Source organism: Cobetia sp. BMC6 (assembly GCF_029991385.1).
Taxonomy (GTDB): domain Bacteria; phylum Pseudomonadota; class Gammaproteobacteria; order Pseudomonadales; family Halomonadaceae; genus Cobetia.
This window is the reverse complement of sequence record NZ_JAKUMF010000002.1, coordinates 553,950-572,340: the sequence shown is the minus strand read 5'-3', so window position 1 is coordinate 572,340 and position 18,391 is coordinate 553,950. Positions and strand designations below refer to the sequence as shown.

Below are 18,391 nucleotides of genomic sequence, written 5' to 3'. Positions count from 1 at the left end.
TGCGGATCGTGAATTCTGTTGGTTCACTCAAGACGTACAGGTGACGACATCCCCTGGCAAGGGCCGATACCAATGAGGCCCGCCATGCGCGAGCCTCATTGATCAGCGCCCGTCAGGGGCACCGCAGGGGGTGCTCAGCGCACCATGGTCAGCACACGCTGCAGGGCATCGACGAACATGTCGATCTCTTCCGGCGTGTTGTAGGCCGCGAAGGAGGCCCGGCAGGTGGCATCGACACCGAAGCGACGCAGCACCGGCTGCGCGCAGTGGTGGCCGGTACGGATGGCGACCCCCAGCTGGTCGATCAGCAGACCGATATCCTGGGCGTGGGCACCATCGACCACGAAGGAGATCGCGCCCGCCTTGTCGGGCGAGTTGCCGATGATGCGCAGGCCGTCCACTTCGCGCATGCGCTCGCTGGCATGGCGCATCAGCTGCTGCTCCCAGCGCGTGATCAGCGCCATGTGGGTACAACCCAGCCAGTCGATGGCCTTGCCCAATCCGATGACCTCGGCGATGGGCGGCGTGCCGGCCTCGAACTTGTGCGGCAAGTCCGCGAACAGGGTGCCATTCTCGAACGACACCGTGCGGATCATCTCACCACCACCCTGCCACGGCGGCATCGCCTCCAGCAGCGCTTCCTTGCCGTAGAGCACACCGATGCCGGTCGGCCCGTACATCTTGTGGCCCGAGAAGACATAGAAGTCAGCATCGATCTCGCGCACATCGACCTGCTGATGCGGCACCGCCTGGGCGCCATCGACCAGAATCAACGCGTCATGAGCGTGCGCCAGCTTCGCCATCTCGGCCACCGGGTTGATGCTGCCCAGGGCGTTGGAGACCTGATTGACGCAGACCAGACGCGTCTTCTCGCCCAGCAGGTCGCGGTAGGCCGCCATGTCGAGCACACCATCGTCGTCACACGGGATGACCTTGATGACGATATCGAGGCGCTCGGCCAGAAGCTGCCACGGCACGATGTTGGCGTGATGCTCCATTACCGAGATCAGCACTTCATCGCCGGCATTCAGCCAGTTGGCCCCCCAGCTGTTGGCGACCAGGTTGATCGCCTCGGTGGTGCCACGCGTGAAGATGACTTCCCGCGTCAGGCGCGCATTGATGAAGCTGCGCACCTTCTCACGCGTGCCTTCAAAGGCCGCCGTCGCCTCATCCGCCAGGGTATGCAGACCGCGGTGGATGTTGGCATTGGTCTTGCGGTAGTAGTCGCTCATCGCGTCGATGACGGCGGTCGGCGTCTGGCTGGTGGCGGCGCTGTCCAGATAGATCAGCGGCACATCACCATGCACGCGACGCTCGAGGATCGGGAAATCCTCACGTACCCGCACGACGTCGAGCATCAGGTTGTCGAGTGCGCTCATGCAAAGTCCTCATCACGTGCCACCGCCACGGCGCCACCGCCCAGCTCGACACTGAGATCGACCAGCTCATCGAGGTGGAAGCGTGACGGCAGGCGTCCCGCGACACTGCGCTCGATGCGCTCGGCGATGGCGTCGATGCCCAGGCCAGTCATGACTTCGTTGGCGAAGGCCAGGGTCAGAAGACCACGGGCGGTCTGCTCATCGATGCCACGGGCACGCAGCGCGAAGACGGCGGTCTCGTCGAGCTGACCGGTCGTGGTGCCGTGGGAGCACTTGACGTCGTCGGCGTAGATCTCGAGTTCCGGCTTGGTGTTGATCTCGGCGCGGTCCGAGAGCAGCAGGTTGGCGTTGTTCTGATGCGCCTCGATCTGCTGGCTGTCGCGCTTGACCAGCACGCGGCCGTTGAAGACGCCGCGGGCACGGTCGGCCAGGATGCCCTTGTAGTTCTCGTCGGAGAACGTCAGTGCCTCGTTGTGATTGACCAGCGAGTGGGTGTCGACGTGCTGGCGATCACGACCGAAGAACAGGCCATCGAGGCGTGCATGGGCGTTGTTGCCGTTCAGGTCGCAGACGATGTCGTTGCGCACCAGGCCACCACCGGTGTTCAGGTTGATGGAGCGATACTGGCTGTCACGCGGCTGCTCGACCTGCAGCGAGGCGATATGCGTCTCGCCGGTGGCAGCTTCGCCCAGCTTGTAGTGATTGAGCACGGCGCCGCGCTCCAGCATCACTTCGCTGACCATGTTGGTGAAGTTGGTCGCGCCGCTTTCACCGATGTGATGCTCGATCACGCTGGCTTCGGCGCGGCTGCCCAGCTGCACCAGCAGACGCGGGTGGCTCATGGTCACGGGTTGGCCTTCGACGGCGGCACGCGACAGGAACAGCACGTAGACCGGCTTGTCGAGCACCGTACGCGGGCCGACCTGAATCACCGCACCCTCTTCGGTGAAGGCGGAATTCAGCGCCACGAAGGGCGTGAAGTCGATGCCGGTCAGGCGGTTCAGCGAGCCGCCGATGACTTCCGGCTGATTGACGATGGCCTCAGACAGCGGCACGACACGCACGGTGTCGGGCAGGCCTGCCATATCGGAGAGTTCGGCATTGTAGAGGCCATCGACGAACACCAGACGATAGGCATCGACGTCGAGTGCCAGCTCATCCTTCACGGCCGGCGCGAGGCTTGCATCGTCGGCGAGACGATATTGCTGACGACCCAGTGCCTGGGTGTCGGTGTACTTCCAGGCCTCGACCTTGCGGGTCGGCAGGCCGAGGGCTTCAAAGCGGGCGATGCCGGCCTGACGGCGGGCGGCCATCCAGCTCGGGTCGGCCGCAAAGCGAGCCTTGCGGGCAGCGAATTCGCTGGCGAAGGCTTCGCTGCCGGGGACGGACGCGGTAGCAAGTGCTGTCATTACGCGGTTTCCTCCTGCAGCCAGTCATAGCCCTGGGCTTCGAGTTCGAGGGCCAGCGACTTGTCGCCGGACTTGACGATGCGGCCATCCATCAGCACATGGATCTGGTCCGGCACGATGTGCTCGAGCAGACGCTGGTAGTGGGTGACCATCAGCACGGCGCGGTCTTCGCTGCGCAGCGAGTTGACGCCCTTGGCGACGATCTTCAGCGCATCGATGTCGAGGCCGGAGTCGATCTCGTCGAGCATGGCGAGCTTCGGTTCCAGCACCAGCATCTGCAGGATCTCGTTGCGCTTCTTCTCACCACCCGAGAAGCCTTCGTTGACGGCGCGCTGCAGGAAGCTGGCGTCCATCTGCATGAAGGCCAGTTTCTCGCGGATCAGCTTCATGAATTCCGGGGCCGGAATCTCGCCCAGGCCTTCGGCTTCACGCTTGGCATTCAGCGCCGCCTTGAGCAGGTAGACGTTCTTGACCCCCGGGATCTCCACCGGGTACTGGAAGCCCAGCAGCAGGCCAGCACGGGCGCGCTCCTCGATTTCCATCTCCAGTACATCCTCACCTTCATAGGTAATGGTGCCCGAGGTCACTTCATAGCCGTCCTTGCCGGCGATCACGGAAGACAGCGTGGACTTGCCTGCGCCGTTCGGGCCCATGATGGCGTGGACTTCACCCTTGTTGATGGTCAGATCGAGACCCTTGAGGATTTCCTTGCCTTCCACCGAAACGTGCAGATCTTTGACTACGAGCATGTTGATACCTTTTGCTGACAGGCCGCCCGCGAGCGGCCCTCAAGAATGGGGGTGAATGCGAAAGACGCGGCGATATCAGCCGACGGCGCCTTCAAGGGTGACGTTGAGCAGCGCCTCGGCCTCGACGGCGAACTCCATCGGCAGCTCCTGGAAGACGTCCTTGCAGAAGCCATTGACGATCATGTTGACCGCATCTTCCTCGCTGATGCCACGCTGACGGCAATAGAACAGCTGATCTTCGCCGATCTTGGAGGTCGTGGCCTCATGCTCGACAGTGGCCGTCGCGTTGCCGATTTCCTGATACGGGAAGGTGTGCGCGCCACAGCGGTCGCCGATCAACAGCGAGTCGCACTGGGTGAAGTTGCGCGCCCCCTTGGCCCGCGGGCCGATCTTGACCAGACCACGATAGGACTGCTCGGAATTACCGGCCGAGATACCCTTGGAGACGATGGTGGACTTGGTGCCCTCACCGATGTGGATCATCTTGGTGCCAGTGTCCGCCTGCTGACGACCATTGGTGACGGCGACGGAGTAGAACTCCCCGACACTGTCCTTGCCGCGCAGGATGCACGACGGGTACTTCCAGGTGATCGCGGAGCCGGTCTCGACCTGGGTCCAGGAGACCTTGGAGCGGTCACCACGGCAGTCGGCACGCTTGGTGACGAAGTTGTAGATGCCGCCCTTGCCGTCTTCATCACCCGGATACCAGTTCTGGACGGTGGAATACTTGATGTAGGCGTCTTCCAGCGCCACCAGCTCGACCACGGCGGCGTGCAGCTGATTGTCATCACGCTGCGGCGCGGTACAGCCTTCCAGATACGAGACCTGAGCCTGCTTCTCGCAGATGATCAGGGTGCGCTCGAACTGGCCGGTGTTGGCGGCGTTGATGCGGAAGTAGGTGGAAAGCTCCATCGGGCAGGTAACGCCTTCCGGCACGAACACGAAGGAGCCATCGGTGAAGACGGCCGCATTCAGCGCGGTGAAGAAGTTGTCCGCCTTGGGCACCACGGTACCGAGATACTGCTTGATCAGCTCCGGGTAGTCCTGGATGGCTTCCGAGATGGAGCAGAAGATGACGCCCGCCTCGGACAGCTCCTTCTTGAAGGTGGTGGTCACGGATACGGAGTCGAAGACCGCGTCGACCGCGACACCGGCCAGTGCGGCGCGCTCGTGCAGCGGAATACCCAGCTTCTCGTAGGTCTCGAGAAGTTTGGGGTCGACCTCATCCAGACTCTGCGGGCGGTCTTCCGGCTTCTTCGGGGCGCTGAAGTAGGAAATCGCCTGGTAGTCGATCTCCGGATAATCCAGGTGGGCCCAGGACGGCGCCTTCATCTTCAGCCAATGCTGATACGCATCCAGACGCCACTCCAGCATCCACTCTGGCTCACCCTTCTTGGCCGAGATGAAGCGAATCACGCTTTCATCCAGTCCCGGCGGAATGGTGTCGCTCTCGATATCGGTCACGAAGCCCTGCTTGTACTCGCGCTGTACAAGCTGCTCCATCTCCTGGCTCGCCATGCTGGTCTCCTCTCCCGGAGAGCTCCGGGTCTGTTCAGATGCCTGATCACCCCGCCCGAATCGCAGCGAAGTTCGAATGTTCGTGTTGCCACGGCGAAGTTTGTCGCGCGGCAACGAATTCAGCGTTTGCCGGCGCCGTTGGATGCCTTGGCCCTGGGGAGTGGCTCGTCATCCCCATACAGACTGATGGCCTGAATCGGCAGTTGCACCGGCATGCGCAGTGGCGCGGATGACGCCAGATGCGCCAGCGTCACGCTGCCCAGCAGCTCACTGATGGCGTACGAGACGCGCTGCCAGTTGTCGGCCACCCCGCAGGTGTTGACCAGCTCGCAATCGCCATCGGCATGACTGCATTCGGTCACGGCTACCGGGCCTTCGATGGCGCTGATGATGTCGCTGGCCGTGATCTGGCTGGCTGGGCGCGCCAGGCGATAACCGCCCAGCGCGCCGCGACGCGATTCAAGCAGACCGGCCCGCACCAGCGCCTTGAGCGTCTTGCTCACGGTGGGATGCGGCAGCTGCACGCTTTCGGCCAGATCGATCGCCGCGTGGGCCGAGTCCGGCTCGCGGGCGATGCGCGCCATCACGACAGCGGCATAATCGGTCATCTTGGAAAGCTTCAGCATGCTGGCCTCCACCACGGGAAGATTAATTGGGGACCATTTTAGTCCTGTATCAGAACGATGTGAAGCGGGGACCCCACCGAAAACGTCGAATTGCGACCTGGGCAACCAGTTTGCCGACAAGATAGCCGCCGATCACAACAAAAATAACAATCATTCCCATTTAAAATATCTACCAGCCACGCCCGATGACCCAGGCGCCCTGTACAACAATCCCGCACGTAGCGAAAGATCGATGACGGCCACTCCGCTTCGCAAGCCCTCCCTACAACGCGCCCCCTCCTTCACAACGCAAGACACCCCGCCGGGAGAATCCCGACGGGGTGTCTTGGTCACGCCATCATGCCGTCATGCAAGGCTCATCCGAGCGATGCATGATGGTCAGTCGTAGAACGGATTGCGCAGCACGATGGTCTCGTTGCGGTCCGGGCCAGTGGAGATGATGTCGATCGGCACGCCGACCTGCTCTTCCAGGAAGCTGATATAAGCGCGAGCGTTGGCCGGCAGCTTGTCGACTTCGCGCACGCCGATGGTGGAATCACTCCAGCCCGGCAGGTCCTGGTACAGCGGTTCGATGGCTTCGTAGCCTTCGGAATCCACCGGGTTGTCCAGCACGTCGCCATCCTTGCTGCGATAGCCGATGCAGACACGGATGTTCTCGAGACCATCCAGCACGTCCAGCTTGGTCAGGCAGATGCCGCTGACCGAGTTGATCTGCACGGCGTGGCGCAGAGCGACGGCATCGAACCAACCACAACGACGCGCACGGCCGGTGGTGGCACCGAATTCGTGGCCACGCTCGGCCAGGTGACGGCCGAACTCATCGAACAGCTCGGTCGGGAACGGACCGGAGCCGACACGCGTGGTGTAGGCCTTGGTGATGCCCAGCACGTAGTCGAGATACAGCGGGCCGACGCCGGAACCGGTGGCGGTGCCGCCGGCAGTGGTGTTGGAGCTGGTGACGTACGGGTAGGTACCGTGGTCGATGTCGAGCAGTGAGCCCTGAGCACCTTCGAAGAGGATGTTCTCGTTGGCCTTGCGCACGGAGTGGACCAGATCCACGGTGTCGCAGACCATCGGACGCAGCTCTTCGGCCATTTCCATGGCTTCGTCCAGCACCTGCTGGAAGTCGACCGGCGCTTCACCGTGATAGTGCTGCAGCACGAAGTTGTGGTAATCCAGCACTTCGCCCAGCTTGGAGGCGAAACGCTCACGGTGGAGCATGTCACCCAGACGCAGGCCACGACGCGCGACCTTGTCTTCGTAGGCCGGACCGATGCCGCGACCGGTAGTCCCGATCTTGGCGACGCCACGGGCCTTCTCGCGCGCCTGGTCCAGACGCACATGGTAGGACAGGATCAGCGGGCAGGCCGGCGACAGACGCAGGCGATCACGCACCGGCACGTCGTTGGCTTCAAGCTCACGGATTTCCTTGATCAGCGCTTCCGGAGACAGCACGACACCGTTGCCGATGACGCAAGTCTTGCCCGGGTGGAGGATGCCGGACGGGATCAGGTGGAGGACGGTCTTCTTGCCGTCCAGCACCAAGGTATGACCTGCGTTGTGGCCACCCTGGAAACGCACGACGGCGCTGGCGGATTCGGTCAGCAGGTCGACGACCTTGCCCTTGCCTTCATCACCCCATTGGGTGCCGAGCACGACTACATTCTTGCCCATGGTTCCTATCTCTTTCGGTGAATAACCGTCGGTGAAAACCCACTCACAAGTGCAGCTGCCCTATCGGCAGCTGCACCTCGGGGCCCAGTGGCCCCAGCTGTTCTGCTATCTGTCACTCGCTGCCATCGTTCTCGGGTCAGCCAGACTCTGTCATCCAAGTCCAGTCATCCAGGTTCAGGCATCGAGTGTAACGACCTGCCAGCCGCCGTCGCCATTGACCAGCTCACGATTGCAACGGTGTGCATCCGCGCCTGTGGTCTGGCCCGGCAGGGCCTCGATGACACGCTCGCCAGCGGCACGCAGCTGATCGACACACTCACGCAGCGCGCTGTCGTTTAGTGCCGGCGCCCAGATGCCGTCGCAGGCCGGAGCCTGCACGGCCAGCGAGGCCAGCTGCTTGAGGTCCATCGAGAAGCCGGTGGCAGGACGCGCACGACCGAAGGCTCGTCCAGTATCGTCGTAGCGACCACCCTTGGCCAGCGCCTGACCGTAACCCGGGACGTAGGCCGCGAACACCATGCCGGTGTGGTACTCGTAACCGCGCAGTTCGGCGAGGTCGAAATAGAGCGTGACATGCGGATGACGCTCGCGGACCGCGCAGCTCAGCGCCGTCAGCTGATCCAGAGCGCTGGCGACCGCCGCCGGTGCGCCGGCGAAGGCGGTACGCGCCTGGGCCAGAATCTCGTCATCACCGTGCAGGTGCGGCAGCGCCTTGAGCATGCCCGCCACTACCTTGTCACCCACCACGCGATCGATCAATGCATCGAGAGCGGAATACTGTTTACGCTCGATGGCAGCGAACAGCTCACGCTCGTGCTCGTCATTCATGCCGGCTTCGGCGATCAAGGCACGGTAGATGCCGATATGGCCCAGTGCCAGGTGCAATTCACCGGCGCCGGCCTGCTCGAGACTGGTCAGGGCCAGATGCAGAATCTCGTGGTCGGCCTCGAGACCGGCGTGGCCGAAGAGCTCAGCCCCGACCTGCACCGGGCTGCGACCGCCCTGGTGCTTGTCCGCCTTGGTGCGCAGCACGTTGGCGCAGTAGCACAGACGCACCGGGCCTTCGCGGTGCAGGGAGTGAGCGTCCATGCGTGCCACCTGCGGGGTGACATCGGCGCTGGCGCCCATCATGCGACCGGTCATCTGGTCGGTCAGCTTGAAGGTCTGCAGATCAAGCTCGGTGCCGGTGCCGGTCAGCAGCGAATCGAGAAATTCGACGGGCGGCGGCAGCACCAGGTCATAGCCGAAGCGATGATAGAGGTCGAGCAGCGCGCGGCGCAGCGCCTCCATACGGGTTGCCTGAGGGGGCAATACCTCATCCATGCCATCCGGGAGGAGCCAGCGATCTGCGATGGTCATTGCGCTATCCTGCGAGAGATTTATGACAAGGGGTGACTCGTGACGCGAGGAAATTCACCCGGCTGACGCTCATGTCGAACGCGACGCCCGCGGGGGATTTCACAGCAGCCGACCGAGACCCGTGAAGCAAGGTCCTGCTCGACGCTTTCCTGTCGGCCTTGCGCCTGTGCATGAAAAGCGGCCACAAAAAAACCGGGCGGTGCCCGGTTGCAGGAGTCTAGCATGAATCCTTGTGGGATGAACCCCGCGAACCTCTCGAGCGACGTTCATCCGTTGCGCGGCCTCTGATGCTGCCAGAGGCCGCGCGCAACATCCCCGAAAGCAAGCCTTCGGGTTTGATGATGCTGCTTACTGGTTGCTGCCCTGCGGGTCCTTGAAGAAGCGGAAGAACTCGCTGTCCGGCTGCATGACCATCATGTTGCCATCACCCTTGAAGCTGTCGCGATAGGCCTGCAGAGAGCGGTAGAAGCGGAAGAACTCGGTATCCGCCCCGTAGGCGCCGGCATAGATGGCAGCAGCGGAGGCATCGCCTTCACCGCGCAGGGTCTGCGCCTGCTCTTCAGCCTGCGCGAGCAGGACGGAACGGCGACGATCAGCATTGGCCTGGATCTTCTCGGCCTGCTCCTGACCCTGGGCACGATACTCACGTGCCTCACGCTGACGCTCGGTCTTCATGCGCTCGTAGACCGCCTGGGAGACTTCGTCCGGCAGGTCGATACGCTTGACGCGGATATCGAGAATCGACACCCCCAGTTCCTTGCGCATCACCTCGTCGAGCTCTTCAGTGGGCTTCTTCATCAGCGCGTCACGCTGCTCGGAGATGATCTGCACCAGTTCGAGCTTGCCGAACTCGTTACGCAGACTCTCGTCGACACGCGGCGCGATCAGGCGCTCGGCCATCTGCTCGTCGCCGGAGGTCGCTTCGTAGTAGCGCTTCGGATCGACGATCTTCCACTTGACGAAGGAGTCGACGATGACGGCCTTCTTCTCGCGGGTCAGATAACGACTTGCCTGGGCATCCAGCGTCAACACGCGCGTATCGAAGGTACGGATCGTGTTGTAGACCGGCAGCTTGAAGTGCAGGCCGGGCTGGATATTGTCTTCCACCACTTCACCAAACTTGAGCTTGATGGCGCGCTGGGTCTCATCAACCGTGTAGAGGCTGTTGCTACCAAGCCAGGCCACTACGGCCAGACCGGCGACGGCCATCAGTGAGCGATTGTTGATCATTAACGACCCTCCCGACGGATGCTGTTGCTGCTGTCAGTGCTCTGGCTGCGGCTCAGGGCATCACTCGCCTGTCGGGACACACGGTCCAGCTCACTACGACTCATGCCACTGCTGTCTTCGGCGGCAGCACTGGACTTGTTGGCCAGCTTGTCCAACGGCAGGTACATGAGGGAATTGCCGTTCTCGACATCCACAAGCACCTTGTTGGTCTTGCCGAGCACTTCGCCCATGGTTTCCAGATACATGCGCTCGCGGATGATTTCCGGTGCCTTCTGGTACTCGGTCAGCAGGGACGTGAAGCGGTTGGCTTCACCCTGGGACTTCGCGACCACGGACTCCTTGTAACCCTCGGCTTCCTCGATGATGCGCTGCGCCTGACCCTGGGCTTCCGGGAGAATCGAGTTCTCGTAGGCCAGTGCCTGGTTGATCGTGCGCTGACGATCCTCACGCGCCTTGATGACGTCATCGAAGGAATCCTGGACCGCTGCCGGCGCAGAGGTGGACTCGACGTTGATGGTCTGCAGCGTCAGGCCGACACCGTAGTTGTCCAGATAGGACTGCAGGCGCGACTTGACGTTGCTGGCCAGCAATTCACGACCGGAGGTCAGGATGTCGTTCATGTCGGCACTGCCGACTTCGTGACGCAGCGCAGAGTCCATGGCGTTCTCGAGGCTGATCTCGGGCGCACGGACGTTGAGCAGGAAGTCACGCGGGTTGGACACCTGATACTGCACGGACATCTGGACTTCGACGATGTTCTCGTCCTGGGTCAGCATCGACTTGGTCTGGGAGAGCGAACGCACCTTGGTGACGTTGACCTCACGCACATCGTCGATGATCGGCGGATTCCAATGCAGGCCCGGGCCGACGATGTCGTTGTACTTGCCGAAACGCAGCACGACGCCACGCTCTGACTGATCGACCAGATAGAAACCGGAAGCCGCCCAGATGGCGACCAGGATGACACCGATGATACCCGGCAGCGCGAAGGCATTGGTGCTGCCACCGTTGCCGCCATTGCCACCGGCACCGCCACGACGCTTGCGGCCATTGCCGAGCATGCCGTTGAGCTTGTCCTGGAATTTCTTCAGCGCTTCGTCGAGGTCGGGCGGTCCACCATTGCCACCGCCGTTACCCCCGCCCCCCTTCTTGTCCCCGTTGCGACCGCCGCCGCTCCACGGGTCATGCTGGTTGCCGCCACCCGGCTCATTCCAAGCCATACGTCGTCTCCACTCAGTCGATGTTCCGCTCGTCATTATGATGACGCCGCCCTGCCAGCTGCGACCGGTTCCGTGCCTTGAGCCTGATGGCCTCCGGCGACCGATTCTCTCGTACGGCATGGCGACGCGTCCCTTGCGGGAGAAGGCCATGGCCCTGCCCGACGGCCATCGTCCGTCGGACGGCATCCAGCCAATCCTGCTGAATGCCCGCTGCTCTGACGCGCAGGGCATGCCCTGCGCGAGGGCATCCATCGTCATTCGTGCGCGGCGATGGATGCCGGGTAGTGCTTGCCACTGCGTTGCGACAACGGTGCGATGCTGCGTGTACGCCACTTCTCATCGAGCTGCTGCGCAGCGCACCAGCGCAAGTCTCGTTACCAGACGGTATCAGGACTTGTGCGTGACCGACACGCGATGCTTTTCCGCGCGTTCGGCGGACAGTTCACGCTGCCAGGCTTCGCGGTCGTCATGTTCACCGCCGAGATAATCTTCAGGCGATTCACTAAGATGCGACAACAACTGCAGAAAATCGCGTTTCTCGAGACGAATGTCCAGCAGCGCATTGCCCTGCTCGTCATATTGCTCGTCCTTGACCGCATCCAGCTCATGCAGACCTGCCCGCAGACGGGACTTGGCAGGCCCCAGCGTCAGCTGCATGGAGATGACGTTGTCGGACAGCAACTCGGCGAAGGCCTGCATCAGCAGATCCAGCCCCTTGCCATCGCGTGCCGACAGCCACACCGCCAGCGGACGACCGAAGCCATCACGCTCGATGCGCGGTGCCATGTCGAGTCGATCGATCTTGTTCATGACCAACAGACGCGGCACATCACCGGCATCAATCTCGCTCAGGACGTGATTGACCTGCTCGGTATTGCGGTCATTCTCCGGGTCTGCAGCGTCGATGACATGTACCAGCAGATCCGCTTCCGCCGCTTCCTGGAGGGTCGCCTGGAAGGCTTCCACCAGCTTGTGCGGCAGATGACGAATGAAGCCGACGGTATCGGCCAGGACTGCCGAGCCGACATCCTCGAGCTCCAGACGACGCAGCGTCGGGTCCAGCGTCGCGAACAGCTGATCGGCGGCGTACACCTCGGAGGTGGTCAGCGCGTTGAACAGCGTCGACTTGCCGGCGTTGGTATAGCCGACCAGCGACAGACTCGGGATCTCGGCACGCGCACGGGCACGGCGGTTCTGATCGCGCTGCTTGTGCACCTTCTCGAGTCGCTTGTGGATCGACTTGATGCGGGCGCGCAACAGGCGACGGTCAGTCTCGAGCTGGGTTTCCCCCGGGCCTCGCAGACCGATACCGCCTTTCTGACGCTCAAGGTGAGTCCAACCCCGCACCAGGCGGGTGGACATGTACTCGAGCTGTGCGAGTTCCACCTGCAGCTTGCCCTCATGGGTCCGCGCACGCTGGGCAAAGATGTCGAGAATCAGACCGGTACGGTCGATGACGCGACACTTGAGCGTGGCTTCGAGGTTACGCTGCTGGGAAGGACTCAATGAATGGTTGAAAATGACCAGCTCGGCTTCGTGCACGGCCAGGGCCTCTTGCACTTCCTCAAGCTTGCCTTCTCCGATGAACGTACGGGAGTCGGGGCGGGGCCGGCTACCCTCGATGAGGGTCGCCGGCACGGCGCCTGCCGAACGTACGAGTTCGAGGAGCTCACCGGCATCCTCGCGTTCTTTTTCGTCCCGGAAATTGACATGCACCAGGACGGCCGTTTCACCGGCTTCAGGTCGTTCGAAGAACAATCAGCGCCTCTGACTTCAGCTTTCTGTGGACGGCACGCTCGGATCCTGGGCCGGCAGGCGCACATTGCGCGACGGCACCACGGTCGAGATAGCGTGCTTGTAAACCATCTGGGAGACAGTATTGCGCAGCAGGATAACGAACTGATCGAAGGATTCGATCTGGCCCTGCAGCTTGATGCCGTTGACCAGGAAGATCGAGACCGGGATACGTTCCTTGCGCAGGATGTTCAGGTACGGGTCCTGGAGTGATTGACCTTTGGACATGTGACTCTCCGTAAAAATGTCTCGTTCGAGGTAAGTATGGTTATGTTCGCCAGCGCTCCGGGTTGCCCTCTTGAGGGGGCTTCACGGGCGCGGGTCGTGACCGCTCATGTTACGCTAAGTGCAGGTCTGGCGCACGATTTTCAAGGTTTCACTGTAAGGATCTACACCCATGGAATCCACCGGGTGAATCCCCTGCCAGCTCCGCAGCCAGGTCAACTGTCGCTTGGCGAGTTGACGCGTCGCGATGATGCCGCGTTCACGCATCTCGTCCCGGCTCAGATGGCCATCGAGAAAATCCCACACCTGACGGTAGCCGACACAACGTATCGAGGGCAGGCCCGCATGCAGCTCCGGACGTGCCTTCAGCGCTTCGACCTCGGCAATGAAGCCCTGTTCCAACATCTGATCAAAACGCGTCTCGATACGTTCATGTAACACGGCTCTATCGTGGGGCGCCAGTGCGATCGCTATCGGCCGGAACGGAAGTTCCGCCTCTGGCTGCTCCGCGAGCAGCTCGCTCATCGGGCGCCCGCTGATCAGACAGACCTCCAGCGCGCGTGTCAGCCGCTGGGGGTCAGTGGCCCGAATGCGCTGTGCCGTGGCCGGATCAAGCCGCGCCAGCTGCGCATGCAGCGCCGGCAGACCCTCGGACTGGATACGCGCCTCGAGCTCCGCGCGCAGCTCGGCATCCGCTGCCGGCAGCTCCGCCACGCCTTCCAACAGACGCTTGAAGTACATCATGGTGCCGCCGACCAGCAGCGGCATCTTGCCGCGGGACTGGATCTCGGCGATATGCGCCAGCGCATCGCGACGAAACTCGGCGGCGGAATAGCTCTCCAGCGGGTCGAGAAAGTCGATCAGGCGGTGTGGCGCTCGGGCCAGCTCTGCCGCGCTCGGCTTGGCCGTGCCGATATCCATGCCGCGATAGATCAGCGCCGAATCGACACTGACCAGCTCCGCGCCCTGCTCCTCGTGCCATCGAATGGCGAGGTCGGTCTTGCCGGAGGCCGTTGGCCCCATCAACAACACGACAGGCGGCTTGTCAGCCACCTCAGACGCGTGGTGTCGGGAATCTTCAGGGGGTTGAATCTGGGTCATGGCCTATTGTCTGGGCTGGGAGGTGAATCAGGGGTGAACCGCGACGACACGGGGCGTCATCTACTGGCCACGCAGGAACAGCTTGTCGAGCTCATGCATCGAAAGCTCGGTCCAGGTCGGCCGGCCATGATTGCATTGCCCGGAGCGCTCGGTGCGCTCCATGTCACGAAGCAGGGCATTCATTTCCGGAATCGTCAGACGGCGGTTGGCGCGCACGCTACCGCGACATGCCATGTCGGCGAGCAGTTCATTCATGTGCGCCTCCATGCGGTCGCTGCGCCCATAGCGCTCAAGATCTTCCAGCATGCCGCGCACCAGGGGCTCCACATCGGCATTGCCGAGCACGACCGGCACCTGACGCACCAGCAGCGTTTCCGGCCCGGCAGCGTCCAGCTCGACGCCCAGACGCGTGAACGCCTCGGACTCGCGCTCGAAGGTGCCCATCTCGCGCGCACTGACCGCCAGCGACACCGGCACCAGCAGCGGCTGGGCCTCCAAGTGGCCGCCACCGTGAACGTGCTGCTTCATGCGCTCATAGGTGATGCGCTCATGAGCAGCATGCATGTCGACCATCACCAACCCGCGCGAGGTCTGCGACAGGATGTAGACGCCGTGCAGCTGCGCCACGGCGTAGCCCAGCGGCGGCGTGTCATCGTCGTCACTCTGCGCCGGCAGGCCTCGCATCACCACTGCCGAACTGCCTGAGTCCGAGCCACTAGAGACAGACTGCACCGACATGCCAGGCCCTGCGTCGCTGGAAGGCGCGCCACCGGACGGCCCACCCACCTGAGGCGTGTCGACCCGCCAGCCGGGCGCAGACTCCCCGACACCGGCCTGCGCACTCCCCAGTCCTGCGCCCTGCCCTGGCCCGTCACCCTCGCGGCCACCTTCGCCCAGCGTGACACGTGGCGCACGCCGCGCCTCACGCTCGGCACTGGCGATCGCCGCCGGATCATTGGCCACGCCCGCACCGCCTGCTCCGCCACCCGGCGTGAGCAGATGATCTTCGCTGGGGTGCAGTGCCCGATAGCCGGCCATGAACTGACGCACACGCTCGGCACTCAGGCGTTCGCTGGAGCGTCCATCACCGGCAGGCGGCAGCTGCGAGGAAGGCTGCCAGGGGGCCGCAGCGCCGGCAGGCGCGCTCGGCGAGGCTGACGAGTCGCCCCCGGCCTGCGGACCGGCCGATGACGATTGCTGTTCAGTGGCGGCACTTTGCTGGGCATCCTGTTCCTGACGACCGAGACGCATGCCCTGCTGCTGCCAGCCGGGGTCCTCCTCCTTCTCCTGCCCGTCGATGCCGGTAGGCGCGGCGCTGTTGTCACCGGGGCGCACCTCGGCCAGCGCCTTGTGCAGGCTCGAGAACAGGAAGTCATGCACCAGTCGCCCGTCCCGGAAGCGCACTTCGTGCTTGGTCGGGTGAACGTTGACATCCACCACCGTCGGATCGAGCTCCAGATAGAGCACGAACACCGGATGCCGACCATGGAACAGCACATCGCGGTAGGCCTGACGAACGGCATGCGCGACGAGGCGGTCGCGCACCACGCGGCCATTGACGAAGAAGTACTGCTGATCGGCCTGGGCACGCGAGTGCGTCGGCAAGCCCACCCAGCCGGACAGGCGCAGCCCGGAGGCCTCGATATCCAGGTGCAATGCATGCTCGAGGAAGTTGCGCCCGAGCAGCGCTCCGATGCGCCGTTCCACCGTCAGGGTGTCTTCACCGGCACGCAGCTGATGCACCACCTTCTGGTTGTGGCGCAGCGTCCAGCCGATATCGTGGCGTGACAATGCCAGCCGCCGGAAGCTTTCCTCGACATGGCCGAACTCGGTCTTCTCGGTGCGCATGAACTTGCGGCGCGCCGGTGTATTGAAGAACAGATCACGCACCGCGACGCTGGTGCCACGCGGATGCGGCGCCGGGGAGACACGCGGTGCCATCTCGCGCCCTTCCGCCACCACTCGCCAACCATTGGCAGGCTCATCCGAGACATTCGAGAACAGCTCCAGCCGCGAGACCGAACTGATCGAGGCCAGAGCCTCGCCCCGGAAACCGAGGCTCGCCACGCCCTCGAGATCATCCAGGCTCTCGATCTTGCTGGTCGCATGCCGCGACAACGCCAGCGGCAGATCTTCCTCAGTGATGCCGCAGCCGTTGTCACGCACGCGAATCAGCCGCGCACCGCCGCCTTCCAGCTCCAGCTCGATGCGGGTACTGCCGGCATCGATGGCGTTCTCGACCAGCTCCTTGACCACGGAAGCCGGCCGCTCCACGACCTCACCCGCCGCGATCTGGTTGGCAAGGCGTGGATTGAGGATGCGGATCCGTCGCTCGCCAGGGCGAGCGGGTTGCATGTCGGTCAGCTCGTCAGACATCGATAGACTCCTGGATACACAAGCGAAAAACGCCGCGTCTCTGAAAACGATACTGTCCGCCGACCCAGCCACGGCAAGCAACGCATGCCGGAACTGCATCAGCGGACAGTGTCTGCGCCCCGCCAACGCATGGCGCTGTCAGGACGACTTGATGGCGTCGGGGTCAGCTGCGCGGAATCTTGAGCAGCTGGCCCACGCGCACCGTGTCGCCACTCATGTTGTTGGCCTGCTTGATGGCCGCCATGCTCACGTTGTGGCGCTGGGCCACTTCCGACAGCGTATCGCCACTCTTGACGCGATACTCACCGCCGTTGCCACCGCGTGCCTGGCTACGCTGCCATGCCAGCAGACTTGCGGGCGGCGGATTGCGCTCGAAATGGCTCTGGATTCCCGAAAAGATCGAGCGCGCCAGCTTCTCCTGATAGGGGCCGCTGTTGAGGTTGCGCTCTTCCTGGGGATTGGAGATGAAGCCCGTCTCCACCAGCAGCGAGGGGATATCCGGCGACTTGAGCACCACGAAGCCCGCCTGCTCCACCTGGCGCTTGTGCAGGGAATTCATGCGCCCGAGGTTGGCCAGCACGCCGCTACCCGCCGCCAGCGAATCGTTGAGCGTCGCGGTCATGGTCAAGTCGAGCAACACGCCACGCAGCATCTCATCCTTGTCATTCAGGCTGAGATTGCCATCCACGCCCCCGATCAGGTCAGCACGGTTTTCGGTGGCGGCCAGCCAGCGTGCGGTCTCGGACGTCGCGCCGCGGCTTGAGAGCGCAAAGACCGAGCTGCCGTGCGGGCGCGGACTGTTGAAGGCATCGGCGTGAATCGAGACGAAGAAGTCTGCCTTCTGCTCACGCGCGATCTCGGTGCGCTTGCGCAGCGGAATGTAGTAATCGCTGTTGCGGGTCAGGATGGCCTTGAAGCCGGGCTGGGCATCGAACATGCGCTTGAGGCGCTTGCCGATCTTGAGCACCACATCCTTCTCTCGAGTCCCGCTGGGGCCGCTGGCGCCCGGGTCTTCCCCGCCGTGGCCAGGGTCGATCGCGATGATGATGTCACGCTTGGGATGTGCCGCCGCCTGGGTATTGACCACAGGCTCCGCCGGCTCGCCCTTCAGCTTGCGCTTGGCCGCGGCCTGTTCCTGCTCGCGGATACGGGCCTCAATGGGGTCGATGGGATTCTCGACCGCCGACTCGCCGGGGAACTCGAGATCCACTACCAGGCGATTGCCGTACTTGGCATTCGGCGCCAGCGTGAAGTCCTTGGGATTGACCGGGCGCGTCAGGTCGAGCACCACACGCAGGGCATCCCCCTGACGTCCGCTGCGGATCGACTTGATGGCGCTGCCTTCGAGATTCAGCGCGGCGAACTTGCGCTCGACCGCGGCACTGGCCACTTCGCTGCCGGCAAGGTCGATCACCAGACGGCGCGGATTGTCGAGGCCGAAGACCTTGGCCTTGGCGGCACTGTCGAGATCGAACACCAGCCGCGTGTGGTCCGGTGCGGTCCACAGGCGCAGGTTCTCGACCTTGGCGGCCAGCGCCTGCGGCGCCAACACCAGACTGGCAAGCGAGCAGACGACGCCACCCGCCAGCCATCGACGGAAGCTGCGCGCCAGACACATACGGGGGATTTTGGACGCTATTTCAGGCATCAGACAGGATGACCCAGACAGAAAGAACATGAATGAAGATAACGAATGATCGGACACTGCGCCGCCAGACATCGCAAGCGGAA

14 protein-coding genes are annotated in these 18,391 nt (G+C 63.2%); all 14 read right to left on the bottom strand.

What is annotated here, in order from left to right; genetic code table 11:
* Positions 1-134 precede the first annotated feature (134 nt).
* The gene (locus MKZ40_RS06650) at positions 135-1,379 is read right to left on the bottom strand and encodes a cysteine desulfurase (protein ID WP_175089755.1); all 1,245 of its coding nucleotides are present in this window, start codon (positions 1,377-1,379) and stop codon (positions 135-137) included.
* Positions 1,376-2,788 carry a Fe-S cluster assembly protein SufD gene (sufD, locus tag MKZ40_RS06645; RefSeq protein ID WP_175089754.1) on the bottom strand — a complete coding sequence of 471 codons (1,413 nt, stop codon included), beginning with the start codon at positions 2,786-2,788 and terminating at the stop codon, positions 1,376-1,378. The genes MKZ40_RS06650 and sufD overlap by 4 nt, the downstream gene beginning before the upstream one ends.
* The gene (sufC, locus tag MKZ40_RS06640; protein WP_175089753.1) at positions 2,788-3,537 is read right to left on the bottom strand and encodes a Fe-S cluster assembly ATPase SufC; all 750 of its coding nucleotides are present in this window, start codon (positions 3,535-3,537) and stop codon (positions 2,788-2,790) included. The genes sufD and sufC overlap by 1 nt, the downstream gene beginning before the upstream one ends.
* Positions 3,538-3,612: 75 nt before the next feature.
* A complete protein-coding gene (gene sufB / locus MKZ40_RS06635; RefSeq protein WP_175089752.1) occupies positions 3,613-5,055 on the bottom strand; it encodes a Fe-S cluster assembly protein SufB in 1,443 nt (480 codons plus the stop codon).
* A 119-nt stretch (positions 5,056-5,174) separates the two neighbouring features.
* Positions 5,175-5,681 (bottom strand): SUF system Fe-S cluster assembly regulator, encoded by a 507-nt coding sequence (locus tag MKZ40_RS06630; RefSeq protein ID WP_175089751.1) that lies wholly within the window; start codon positions 5,679-5,681, stop codon positions 5,175-5,177.
* Positions 5,682-6,059: 378 nt separating this feature from the next.
* Positions 6,060-7,355, bottom strand: coding sequence for an adenylosuccinate synthase (locus MKZ40_RS06625; RefSeq protein ID WP_175089750.1), 1,296 nt, complete (start codon positions 7,353-7,355; stop codon positions 6,060-6,062).
* 174 nt (positions 7,356-7,529) lie between these two features.
* On the bottom strand, positions 7,530-8,714 hold the full coding sequence (locus MKZ40_RS06620) for an ATP phosphoribosyltransferase regulatory subunit (protein ID WP_175089749.1): 1,185 nt from the start codon (positions 8,712-8,714) through the stop codon (positions 7,530-7,532).
* Between the two features lie 348 nt (positions 8,715-9,062).
* Positions 9,063-9,944, bottom strand: a complete 882-nt coding sequence (gene hflC, locus MKZ40_RS06615) for a protease modulator HflC (protein ID WP_175089748.1) — start codon at positions 9,942-9,944, stop codon at positions 9,063-9,065.
* Entirely contained in the window at positions 9,944-11,164 is a 1,221-nt protein-coding gene (gene hflK / locus MKZ40_RS06610) for an FtsH protease activity modulator HflK (protein WP_043335204.1), read from the bottom strand. Before hflK ends, hflC begins: the two co-directional genes overlap by 1 nt.
* Before the next feature lie 387 nt (positions 11,165-11,551).
* Positions 11,552-12,922 carry a ribosome rescue GTPase HflX gene (gene hflX / locus MKZ40_RS06605; protein ID WP_175089747.1) on the bottom strand — a complete coding sequence of 457 codons (1,371 nt, stop codon included), beginning with the start codon at positions 12,920-12,922 and terminating at the stop codon, positions 11,552-11,554.
* Between the two features lie 15 nt (positions 12,923-12,937).
* Positions 12,938-13,186, bottom strand: a complete 249-nt coding sequence (hfq, locus tag MKZ40_RS06600) for an RNA chaperone Hfq (RefSeq protein ID WP_043335203.1) — start codon at positions 13,184-13,186, stop codon at positions 12,938-12,940.
* A gap of 114 nt (positions 13,187-13,300) precedes the next feature.
* Positions 13,301-14,284 (bottom strand): tRNA (adenosine(37)-N6)-dimethylallyltransferase MiaA, encoded by a 984-nt coding sequence (gene miaA, locus MKZ40_RS06595; RefSeq protein ID WP_084589552.1) that lies wholly within the window; start codon positions 14,282-14,284, stop codon positions 13,301-13,303.
* Positions 14,285-14,344: 60 nt separating this feature from the next.
* A complete protein-coding gene (gene mutL / locus MKZ40_RS06590; RefSeq protein WP_254627094.1) occupies positions 14,345-16,660 on the bottom strand; it encodes a DNA mismatch repair endonuclease MutL in 2,316 nt (771 codons plus the stop codon).
* Positions 16,661-16,823: 163 nt separating this feature from the next.
* Entirely contained in the window at positions 16,824-18,278 is a 1,455-nt protein-coding gene (locus MKZ40_RS06585; protein ID WP_175089746.1) for an N-acetylmuramoyl-L-alanine amidase, read from the bottom strand.
* Positions 18,279-18,391: the final 113 nt, after the last annotated feature.